Genomic DNA, 10337 nt, shown 5'->3' with positions numbered 1-10337 from the left:
ATCGTTATAGATTCTTTTTTGATTTCCTGTTTTTTACTAAAATCAAAAAAGGTGCCTTGCACTTGGCATAAGGCACCTTTTTGTCTACGGTCTGAAAGGTTGAGCTCATAAGCTCAACCTTTTAAGCATTGATAGAACTGATTGTGTTTTGCATCATTGACAATACTGTTCTTTCGACTAAGGTATACCTGAAAAGTTACGGTTTTAGGGGCATGTTTGCTTGGTTTAAGACATGAGTGTATACTTGTTCAGTTTCTTTGATCATACTATCTATGGAAAACATGGGCCAGCGGTTCTGACCTGCTTGAACTAGGGATTGGGCTAAAGCTTGGTTTTCGAAAATTGATAAGCATTTGTTTGTTAAATCTGTTACATTCCCAGCGGAAAAGAGCAGTCCTTCTTTGCCGTTGCGGATGACTTCGGGGATTCCCCCGACAGCACTTGCTACAATTGGGATCCCAGCTTGCATTGCTTCGAGTAGAACCAGACCCATGCCCTCACTGATAGAGGGGAGGACAAACAAATCCATGGCCGGAAGAGCTTGATATGCTGTCGGCAGATAGCCGGTAAAGGTGTGGGGAATAGTAAGTCGTTGAAGCTCTGAAGCGAGATCTCCTCTTAAAGGTCCGTCTCCTATAATTAATAGGTGCAGGTTTGGAAATTTTAAGAGTAATTGAGTAGCTGCCTGAATTAGATAAATTTGTCCTTTTGTCGGATGAAGACGACCGATTGTTCCGAGAACAAGAGCCTCCTTAGGAATACCCCATTTATTACGAAAGTTAAGACGATCTGATTCAGGATTGTTAAAGGAAATAGATGAATAACCATTATAAATAGTTTTTAGATTTCGTCCGCCCCGTAATTCAACTTCTCTTCCTAGATAGTCGGAAACAGTAATGATTCCTGATGTTAGAGGCAGAGTTAAACGATCAAGACCAAGAGCTATTCGTGCAGACCAGGGAGTGAGATAATCGTGAGCTAGGGAGCTGTGAATGGTGGTCAGGCAGGGAAGGCTTAACCACTTAGCACTAAGGCGTCCCAGAAGATTAGCTCGAGAACCATGGGTATGAATTAGGTCGATAGAATTCCTTTTTAACCAACCGATTAAGGAAGGCAAAGGGGTAAGATCAATTGGAAAGCGCATTGGGAAAGTAGATACGGGGATATGATTTTCTTTGACAATGTCTGAAAAAGGGCCATTAGTAAGGCAGATAAGGTGAGGATCAAAACAAGTTCGATCTAAGTTTTTGAGTACGGACAATACATGCTTCTCCGCTCCGCCTATTTCTCCACCACCAATAATATGTAGAATCTTGGACTTTTTTTTCATACCCTTGTGTCTTCCCTTCAGCCCTAAACTTCGTTATACTGTTTGCATGTAGTAAAATTCAAGTAGATTACCTTAATCATATGACATCATGGAGGATAACTGCAAGTCAACCTTGATGTTCAACGTTCGAAAATTAGGAGGAATTTCAGTGTTAGAAAGCCAAGAAATCCAGAATATTATTCCACATCGTTACCCCTTTCTTCTGGTTGATCGGATCATTGAATTAGAAGAAGGAAAAAAGGCTGTAGGAATTAAGAATGTCACCATAAATGACTCCTTCTTTCAGGGGCACTTTCCTGGGCATCCTATTATGCCTGGAGTTTTGATCATAGAAGCACTCGCTCAAGTCGGAACTGTAGCTATTCTCAAAAAGCCGGAATATGACGGTTACTTAGGCTTGTTCGCCGGGTTAGATGATGTTAAGTTTAAGAGACAAGTCATACCGGGAGATCAACTGCGTTTGGTGGTTGAGCTTATCAAGTTGAGGAAGACATATGGAGTTGCTAGGGGTGTAGCCTATGTAGGAGAAGAATTGGCGGCAGAAGGAACTCTTAAATTCTTCCTCGAGAAGAAGCCTTCGAATCAGTGATTGGTGCATCTTTACAACAAGACATCAGAGCTAGGAGCAACACAGTACGCTTCCTGGCTCTTTTTTTAGGACTAAGTTTAATTGCCCATGGCCTTTATTACCCTCAAGAATGGATAGTATTGGGATTCATCCTTTCTTTATATAACCTATTTAAAAGAATAAATAGAAGGGGTAAGTACATAGCTGAGCAGTACCTGAGCCTAAGCCCGACGGATGCTATGCTTTTAGGATTAGTTTTCCTTTCATTATTAGGGCTTCTACATCCTGTTAAATTCTTAGAGGGCATATTTGAAGGGTTGCATTGGGTGGTCCTCTGGCTCTGCTATCGGCTGGGAATGGAGATTGCTTTAGATGATACCGCTAAAAAGCATCTTTTAAACTATATTGAATGGCTAGCGGTTGGTGTTGCCTTCATTGGTTGGCTGCCCTGGGTAAGTAAAGTAGGGGGGCGCCTGAGCTCAGTCTTTGGTTACCCTAACGCTACCGCAGCATTTTTGGGAGCGGTTCTCTTAATATCTCAGCGAAAGAAACCCGTTGTCTTATTTTTATTTATATCCTTATTGGGCACGGGGTCACGAGCGGGGGTAGGATTGTTTTTATTAGTTTTCGGATTACAGCAGGTCTTGATAAGGCTCAAGACCTCAAGCAGAAATGGTTTAATCCATAACTTTAAGGAACAAAGAATAGTTCACAGATACTTTAAAGAATTATGGATTGTGGTGCTGGGGGTTGCCGGACTTTTCTTTGTTCCTCTCTATTATAAATCAGCCTGGGAAAACTTAATCGCCTGGGGTTTTACTTCTTCGAGTTGGCAAGAAAGGATTGTTTATTTCAAAGATGGAATTGTATTAGCCTGGAATTCTGGGGGTCTTCCCCAAGCCGGGGGATGGTGGGCTTTTCCAACAGTTCAGCATTTTCCCTATTGGACAGCAGATCCACATTCCAGTTTCATTCATGTACTGTTGAACCAAGGAGTATGGGGGATTATTGGCATAGGAATTTGGGGGATTTTTTCCCTGGCTGCGCTAGGGAAGACTTGGGCTAAAACTAATTTCAACACCCTCTCAGAGAAAGAACTAGAAAAGTTAAAAGTAAAATTTAAAATTTTTACGGTCTTGATTTTTTTAGTTATGCACAGTTTATTAGATGCGGATTTTTCCTTTGGCGCTTTAGGCGTTTTATTTTGGTTGTTAGTCGGAACCCTCTATAACTCAAAAAATCGTGTTAGTGCTCAGCGTCTAACCCGGCACAAGTCCGTTGTTTTTCTAAAAACGATAGGAATAATTGGCTTAAGCCTAAGCTTTTGTCTGGTTTTGGGAGGCATCCTTTTAGATTCTAAACTAGTAGAGAGAAACCAAATATGGAACTTGCAAGCTGTCCGGTGTAAAAGGTTGGATCCTAATACAAGTATTGAGTTATGGACCACGAGTTTAAAATGGGATCAAACTCAAGTTAAGATCCGCCAAGAGTTGGCCGAGCATTTGCTCAAACAAGGGGAGCTGGATTTCGGGTTAGATACCATAAATAACGTGATTTACTGGCAACCATTTGAGATTAAGGCCTATGAATGGGCTCAGTCTGCTGTTTGGGCAGCAGCCGAACTTAATCGAGACACCCAACCAGAAATGTCCATAACCCTTTATCATTGGGTGGAGAACGTACCCCTTACTATTGAGAGAAGAGCAGCCAGACTTAATAGTTTAGATCGTAAGCTATGGCCAGGACACAAGGATTTTTTGCCAACGGAACATATAAAGCTGCTGGCAGATAACGCCCGACAAAGACAACTCACACAACTCCTGCCAAAACATAAGTTGTAAGCAGGAGGAGAGTAAAATGACATTAATGTTAGGAGTTATACTTTTTCTGGCAGTTTTTTTGTGGATGTTCAGCGCCCGTTATGAGTGGGTGATGCCGGAAAAATTACAGATGTCAATAAGTACATGGCTGGAACGAATGGGTAATAAAAATCAATCGGTATCCCTGATGATGGAAATGGAATTGTTTAATACAGAGATTGAGAATCGTCTTTGGCTTCTTAAGGGAGTGTTGCCCATGCTCCAGAAGCGCTTTCAAATACCGATATTTTTAGAGGTGCAAATTTACTCGGATTGGTCTCTGGAGCAAGATCGACAATACATAAAATCCCTACAGAATAGGTTTTCTGACATTGTGATTGGTAGGTTTCCATTAGAATAAACAGGCTTAAATAAATGGCTAAATGATGCGTAGTAATATTCATGGGTGAGGGGTTTATATGCTCTTTTTTCTTACCATAGAAGATAAGTATATACTGAGATTTAGGCCTTTTGAAGAAAGGGCTATCTTTGATTCGAGAGTAGTTTGCTATCTCAGTGACCCTTTGCCATTAGCAATAATTCAATGGGCTGCTGAACAATTGACTAGGGGACAGGCAAGGGATTTTTGTGGCGAGAATCTGGAGATCATAAAAAAACGTATCTCTAAAGTCTTAAATGAGTACAGCTCTGGTTTAGATTTGAAATGGAAAGTGCCGGAAAGATCTTCCTCGGCTGAAGACTCCATGACGCTTGGAAGGGAGGTTGGAAACGGTAACGAAACTTGGTATGCAATCAATCAACTGGTCAGAGGTAAGCAACTTTCAGTAAGAGATTTACGAGGTTTGGCCAAAGACTTTAAGCTGAGAGATCGGGAGATCATAGATCTTGTGCATAATAATGTGCTCCAGGGAACAGCGCTATGGGTTCCCTCAGTGAAGAGAAATTCCAAGGGATGGCAATGTCAGCGGTGTGGGGAAAAGGATGTAGAAGAGTGGCCCAGCTTTTATGGCTTAGCTGCAACCTGTGGAAGTTGTGGGAGTATTGGGCCGAGTACATCTCTAGATGTGCTTTATAGAGATCAGCGTTTGTTTATGAATAGCTCGGCTAAAGTGCTATTTCAGCCTCATTGGAGGCTGACAGAGGCACAAAACTTAGCTAGTGAACAGGTAGCAGAATTCATTGGAGGAACCTCTGATAAAGCACTTTTATGGGCGGCCTGTGGAGCGGGTAAAACGGAGGTTTGTTTCCCATCAGCTGCTGGAGCCTTAGAACAGGGGAAATCCATCCTGTTTGCTGCACCACGACAAGATGTCATATACGATATAGCGCCAAGATTCCAAAGGGACTTTCCTGATTATCCAGTTCAAGTATTGACGGGTAACACTTCAAATAGATTCCAGTTAGGAAATATGGTATTAGCAACAACCCATCAGGTACTACGATTTTGGCAATGCTTTGATATTATTTTTCTTGATGAAATGGATGCCTTTCCCTATCGAGGAAATAGAGCATTAGACTGGGGGTTAAACCATGCCCTGCGCCCAGGTGGTAAATTGCTATATCTGACGGCAACCCCTTCAACTGAAGCCCTGACATCTGTTCGGAAAGGTGAAATGTTGCTTATTCGATTACCGGCTAGGCATCATAGAAAGCCTCTGCCCGTTCCGATTTGGGCTAAGTACAGTGGTTCTTTCGAAGGCAATGTGTGTACAAGTTTTCTAATAGAAAGGCTCGAATTATTAAGGAGAAGCGGCCCATTGCTTATTTTTGTGCCCAAAATTTCCTGGGTAGCTCCCTGGATTAAGAGTTTGAAAAAACAGTTTCCATATTGGAGTGTTGAAGGAAGTTACAGCTCGGATTCTGAGCGTGGTCCAAAACTTAAAAATTTGAAGAAAGGCCAATATGATATTTTTGTAAGTACAACCATCTTAGAAAGAGGAATTACCCTGCCCGGGATCCAAGTGGTAGTTTTCGGGGCAGACCATCCAGTCTTTGATGAGCGCGCATTGGTTCAGATGGCGGGAAGGGTAGGAAGGTCTGCAGAATACTCAGGCGGAGAAGCGGTTTTTGTATCGAAGAACATGACACCGGCTATAAAGACTGCGGTGAGCTGGATTAAGGAACAGAATAAATTAGCCTTAGAATTGGGGTTGATCCAACTTTGATAATTCCTTTGGCTTACTGTACTTTAGACCTGCGTATCAATCCGAAGAAAGAAGGCGGAAGGATTGAAGGGCATATTCGAAGAACTGGTTAAAGCCACGCGAACTCTATGGTATGAAGCTGAACAGATTTGTGTCTTCTGCGGAGATAAGCATGGCCCTATTTGCCCAAGTTGCAGGGCAGACCTCCTTCGTCCTGAATTGGGACGTTGTAGAGGGTGTGGAAAGCTGGTTTTAACTGAGAAGACTTATTGCTCTGATTGTGTGTCCGGCAGAGGACCCAAACAATTAGATCAAATTACTGCTTGGGGGCACTATTCGGGAGGGTTGAAGGATTTTATTCACACAGTTAAATACAATACACATCCTCGACTTATTAGCAAGATTTCCCGCCCTTTTTCAGAATGGGCCATTAGACAACTTCCAGCAGTGGATGGTTTAGTTGCAGTACCAATGCATAAGGCACGATTAGCTGAACGAGGTTACAATCAGGCGGAGGTAATAGCTTCTGCCTTGCATTGGGAATTAGGTTTGCCGATTCTTAGGGGTGTTGAACGAATTGAACAAAGATCTTCTCAAGTTTTGCTTTCTCGTCAGGAACGACTGCGCAATTTAGAAGGTACTTTTGTGGTGAGTAAGCCCGGGTACCTGAAAGGCCGAAGTGTTTGGTTAATCGATGATGTAACCACTACAGGAGCAACATTTGAAGCCGTTGCAGAGGTTTTAAGGACAAGCGGAGTGGAAGCTGTCTATGGCTTGTGTTTGGCTGCAGGCCTTGAAAAGGGCTAGAAAAAAGACTTGTGCCTTTGTATGATAAGAGTTATAATTGTAAATGGATGGGCACCGCCTATTACATTTTTTTACGTAAGGGGAATATCTTTCATGGCCTTTGAAGACAAAGATCTAGTGTGTAAAGACTGCGGAGTGACTTTTATTTTCACAGTTGGGGAGCAAGAATTCTATGCTGAGAAAGGTTTCGAAAATGAACCTCAGCGTTGCCGTGAATGCCGCAACATTCGCAAACAAAACCGTAATTCCCAAGAAGGAAGATCACGTGAAATGTTTACGGTCGTTTGTGGGGACTGCGGAGTTGAGACACAAGTACCTTTCCAACCTACATCTGATCGTCCAGTATACTGCCGTGAGTGCTATCAGCATCATCGCCCAGCTCGCGATCAATATTAATCTTAAGCATTAATATTTCATACTTAGAATTGACAAGCATTGGTCGGCTATGAGTCGACCAGTGCTTTTTATTTTATTTTTGGTCAGGTTGCATAGATGAATTAATTGGAAGAGAATGTTATAAGCTTTGACCTGCCAAATTAAGCTGGTAGCATTCGTTCAATCACAATACTTCTTCATGAGTTAGATTAAATAAGTTTAATTATAAGAGATCTTAAATTTAATTTGAGTATTAACAGGGTTATGCACACCGATTTTCCCGTCAAATAGGCAAAATACAATACTTATCCACATTATCCACAGGAGCCTGTGTGTAACTTAAGGGGATAAAGTGACTGGATAAATAATCGGATCTTAGATAAAGACGAAAAAAGGGTTGTATAATTATTCGCAAATAAGTATAATCGAAAGAAAGAAGGACGAGCTGATGCATAACAATAAAGCTTTTCGAAAAAGCTTTCAGGTGAGTATGCTAGGTCATCCAAAAGAGGGGGAATATAAATGTTTAAGTCAAAATTTCGTTTTATCTTAACGGGACTACTTAGTTTAAGTCTTTTGACACTCGCTGGTTGCGGAAGTACCGGCACACCTGCTCCATCGTCTAATCCTGCTCCCGAAGAAAAGGTTTTAAGAGTTGGATCCGATATCGCCTATGCACCCTTTGAGTTTATGGATGAAAGCCAAAAAGCTACGGGATTTGATATTGAGCTTATCCAGGCTCTCGGCGCAGATATGGGTTATACAAAAGTTAATATTGAGACAGCTGCATTTGATGGCTTAATTCCAGCTTTACAAGCAGGAAAGTATGATTGTGTTATTTCTGCTATGACAATTACCGAGGAACGAGCAAAAAGTGTCCAATTCAGTAACAAATACTTTTTAAGTGGCCAATACATCGCCATGAAAAAGGGTGCTAATTTCAAGTCCTTGAATGACCTAAAAGGGAAGAAAATTGGGGTTCAGCTCAATACTACAGGACAATATGCCGTTGAAGAAAAAGGTATGGAAACTAACAAGTATGACACTACCCCGGACGCTATGAATGCCTTAATCAGCGGTGGTGTTGATGCAGTTGTTGCTGATTCTCCGGTTGTACTTTGGTTCCAAGCTCAAAACCCTAATGCCCAAATTGAATCTGTAAACGCAGACTCAGGAGAAGAGTATTATGGTATAGCTATGAAGCTTGACAATAAGGAATTAGCGGATAAAATGAATGCTTCATTGAAAAAACTCATGGATAGCGGTAAATACAATGAGATTTACAAGAAGTGGTTCAAAGAAGATGCTCCCAAATTTTAAGGATCAATTTTAACTGATTTGTTTAATTAAAGGAAGGCACTTGAATATATAGTGCCTTCCTTTAGTTTTCTTGGAGTTAGTTTATGACTAACCTGGTTGGTTAAAATGTTATTAAGGCTGTCATCTAAAGCAAATTCGTTACTAACAAGGGATAAATTACTTCTTGAATATTGTTCTTATGATGGGTATAATCAATTTTTGTTCATCCAAACACAGGGTGCGCTTCTACAATTGCAGTTATACTTTTTCTTCAACCTAAAAATTTATTTTTAATAATTAGTAAAGAACTTCTGAGGCAGATGAGCATCCTTAACAACACAAAAGCCTCTTCTGATAGATATTACTAAAATGTTTCTACTTGTAAAAAATTGCAGTAAAATATATAATTTTAGCGATGTTATATGAAGTGGCAAAAAGGTGTTTCAAATGAAGCTATTCACTTCATTTATGATAGTTGCAAAAATAGATTAATTGATAGGAGGATAATATGGGAATGAACTGGCATGTGGTTGTAGATAATATGCCTATTCTTGCTAAAGGGGCACTGCTAACTTTAGAGCTTACGGCAGGTGCGGTTGCTATTGGGGTTATCATTGGTCTATTTATGGCTTTGGCACGGCTATCCAAACGGAAGGTGGTTCGTGCGGGAGCAATTGCTTATATAGATTTCTTTCGAGGAACTCCTTTATTGGTTCAAATATTCTTGGTTTATTTTGGAATTCCGATGCTGCTTAAATGGCAGACGATGCCTGATAATTACCAGTATACAGCGGGTATATTAGCTATGGGACTTAACTCAGGGGCCTATATTGCAGAAATTTTTAGAGCAGGTATTCAGTCTATTGACCGGGGCCAAACTGAGGCAGCCAGGTCGTTAGGAATGACACAAGCTCAAGCATTGCGCTATGTTATCCTTCCCCAAGCTTTTAAACGAACAATTCCTCCTTTGGGCAATGAGTTTATTGCATTGCTTAAAGATTCTTCATTATTATCCATAATTGCGATTCAAGAGCTTTTTTATACGGGAAAGATTATCGTGGGACGAACTTATCAACCCCTTCCTATGTATTTAGCGGTAGCCTTATATTATCTGGTAATGACTCAGTTAATTGCTCAATGGGTTGCCTATATGGAAAGGAGGTTGGGTAAGAATGATCTTGGTTAAGGATTTGCACAAATATTTTGGGAAGCTAGAAGTTCTTAAAGGGATTAATTGCCATATTAAAGAAAAGGAAGTTGTCGTCGTCATTGGACCCAGTGGTTCCGGCAAGAGCACGTTCTTGCGTTGCTTAAACAAATTAGAAGAGCCGACCAGAGGAGAAATAACCGTAGATGGAATTCCCCTGAACTCTGATGTCAATGTGAATGCGATTCGTCGAGAGGTCGGCATGGTTTTTCAACGCTTTAACCTCTTTCCCCATATGACTGCTCTTGAAAATATTATCCTTGCGCCTGAAGTCGTACGCAAAACCAATAAGGCGGAAGCCCGGAAGAATGGTATGGAGCTTTTAGCTAAAGTCGGTTTGTATGATAAAGCTGATGAATATCCGGATCGTCTTTCTGGTGGACAGCAGCAACGGGTTGCTATTGCTCGAGCACTAGCCATGAAACCTAAGATTATGCTTTTCGATGAGGCTACCTCTGCTCTTGACCCGGAAATGGTGGGAGAGGTCTTATCCGTTATGAAGGATCTAGCTCGGGAAGGAATGACTATGGTCGTTGTAACCCATGAGATGGGATTTGCCCGTGAAGTGGGAGATAGAGTGATTTTTATGGATGAAGGGATTATCATGGAAGAGGGAAAACCGAACGAGGTGTTTGAGAATCCAAAGAATCCAAGAACTCAGGCCTTTTTAAGTAAAATATTATAAGCTTTTTGTACACGCGTTTTGGCGCTCTCTTTCTTGGGGAAGGGGAGCGTTTTTTATATGCCCAGCTTTTGGGAGGAGCGGTTTCTGCACGCGTCTGCTCGT

Annotated in this window: 10 protein-coding genes; 9 read left to right on the top strand and 1 reads right to left on the bottom strand. The window is 41.3% G+C overall.

Features of this window, described 5'->3' with window-relative positions:
- Positions 1 to 196 precede the first annotated feature (196 nt).
- Entirely contained in the window at positions 197 to 1330 is a 1134-nt protein-coding gene (locus tag BLS16_RS04580; RefSeq protein WP_092330498.1) for a glycosyltransferase, read from the bottom strand.
- 148 nt (positions 1331 to 1478) lie between these two features.
- Between BLS16_RS04580 and fabZ the strand changes: the two genes are divergently transcribed.
- The 9 genes from fabZ (at position 1479) to BLS16_RS04535 (ending at position 10235) form a co-directional block, all read left to right on the top strand.
- On the top strand, positions 1479 to 1919 hold the full coding sequence (gene fabZ / locus BLS16_RS04575) for a 3-hydroxyacyl-ACP dehydratase FabZ (RefSeq protein WP_092330495.1): 441 nt from the start codon (positions 1479 to 1481) through the stop codon (positions 1917 to 1919).
- A complete protein-coding gene (locus BLS16_RS04570) occupies positions 1916 to 3739 on the top strand; it encodes a hypothetical protein (RefSeq protein ID WP_092330493.1) in 1824 nt (607 codons plus the stop codon). Before fabZ ends, BLS16_RS04570 begins: the two co-directional genes overlap by 4 nt.
- A gap of 16 nt (positions 3740 to 3755) precedes the next feature.
- Positions 3756 to 4118 (top strand): hypothetical protein, encoded by a 363-nt coding sequence (locus tag BLS16_RS04565; RefSeq protein ID WP_092330490.1) that lies wholly within the window; start codon positions 3756 to 3758, stop codon positions 4116 to 4118.
- Positions 4119 to 4176: 58 nt separating this feature from the next.
- Positions 4177 to 5883, top strand: coding sequence for a helicase-related protein (locus BLS16_RS04560; RefSeq protein WP_092330488.1), 1707 nt, complete (start codon positions 4177 to 4179; stop codon positions 5881 to 5883).
- 63 nt (positions 5884 to 5946) lie between these two features.
- The gene (locus tag BLS16_RS04555; RefSeq protein WP_092330485.1) at positions 5947 to 6669 is read left to right on the top strand and encodes a ComF family protein; all 723 of its coding nucleotides are present in this window, start codon (positions 5947 to 5949) and stop codon (positions 6667 to 6669) included.
- Positions 6670 to 6762: 93 nt separating this feature from the next.
- Positions 6763 to 7065 (top strand): zinc-ribbon domain containing protein, encoded by a 303-nt coding sequence (locus BLS16_RS04550; protein ID WP_014905249.1) that lies wholly within the window; start codon positions 6763 to 6765, stop codon positions 7063 to 7065.
- A gap of 501 nt (positions 7066 to 7566) precedes the next feature.
- On the top strand, positions 7567 to 8364 hold the full coding sequence (locus BLS16_RS04545; protein ID WP_092330482.1) for a basic amino acid ABC transporter substrate-binding protein: 798 nt from the start codon (positions 7567 to 7569) through the stop codon (positions 8362 to 8364).
- Positions 8365 to 8851: 487 nt separating this feature from the next.
- Entirely contained in the window at positions 8852 to 9529 is a 678-nt protein-coding gene (locus tag BLS16_RS04540) for an amino acid ABC transporter permease (RefSeq protein ID WP_092330480.1), read from the top strand.
- Positions 9516 to 10235 (top strand): amino acid ABC transporter ATP-binding protein, encoded by a 720-nt coding sequence (locus BLS16_RS04535; RefSeq protein WP_092330477.1) that lies wholly within the window; start codon positions 9516 to 9518, stop codon positions 10233 to 10235. Before BLS16_RS04540 ends, BLS16_RS04535 begins: the two co-directional genes overlap by 14 nt.
- Positions 10236 to 10337: the final 102 nt, after the last annotated feature.

The sequence above is a fragment of the Desulfosporosinus hippei DSM 8344 genome (assembly GCF_900100785.1).
In the GTDB taxonomy this organism is placed as follows: domain Bacteria; phylum Bacillota; class Desulfitobacteriia; order Desulfitobacteriales; family Desulfitobacteriaceae; genus Desulfosporosinus; species Desulfosporosinus hippei.
Note: the sequence above shows the minus strand (reverse complement) of the source record. Positions and strands in the feature narration are given on the sequence as shown.

Excerpts from the sequence above, each read along its gene's own strand:
- BLS16_RS04580 (WP_092330498.1), bottom strand. The coding sequence starts at position 1,330 with ATGAAAAAAAAGTCCAAGATTCTACATATTATTGGTGGTGGAGAAATA.
- BLS16_RS04565 (WP_092330490.1), top strand. The coding sequence starts at position 3,756 with ATGACATTAATGTTAGGAGTTATACTTTTTCTGGCAGTTTTTTTGTGG.
- BLS16_RS04560 (WP_092330488.1), top strand. The coding sequence starts at position 4,177 with ATGCTCTTTTTTCTTACCATAGAAGATAAGTATATACTGAGATTTAGG.
- BLS16_RS04550 (WP_014905249.1), top strand. The coding sequence starts at position 6,763 with ATGGCCTTTGAAGACAAAGATCTAGTGTGTAAAGACTGCGGAGTGACT.
- BLS16_RS04545 (WP_092330482.1), top strand. The coding sequence starts at position 7,567 with ATGTTTAAGTCAAAATTTCGTTTTATCTTAACGGGACTACTTAGTTTA.
- BLS16_RS04540 (WP_092330480.1), top strand. The coding sequence starts at position 8,852 with ATGGGAATGAACTGGCATGTGGTTGTAGATAATATGCCTATTCTTGCT.
- BLS16_RS04535 (WP_092330477.1), top strand. The coding sequence starts at position 9,516 with ATGATCTTGGTTAAGGATTTGCACAAATATTTTGGGAAGCTAGAAGTT.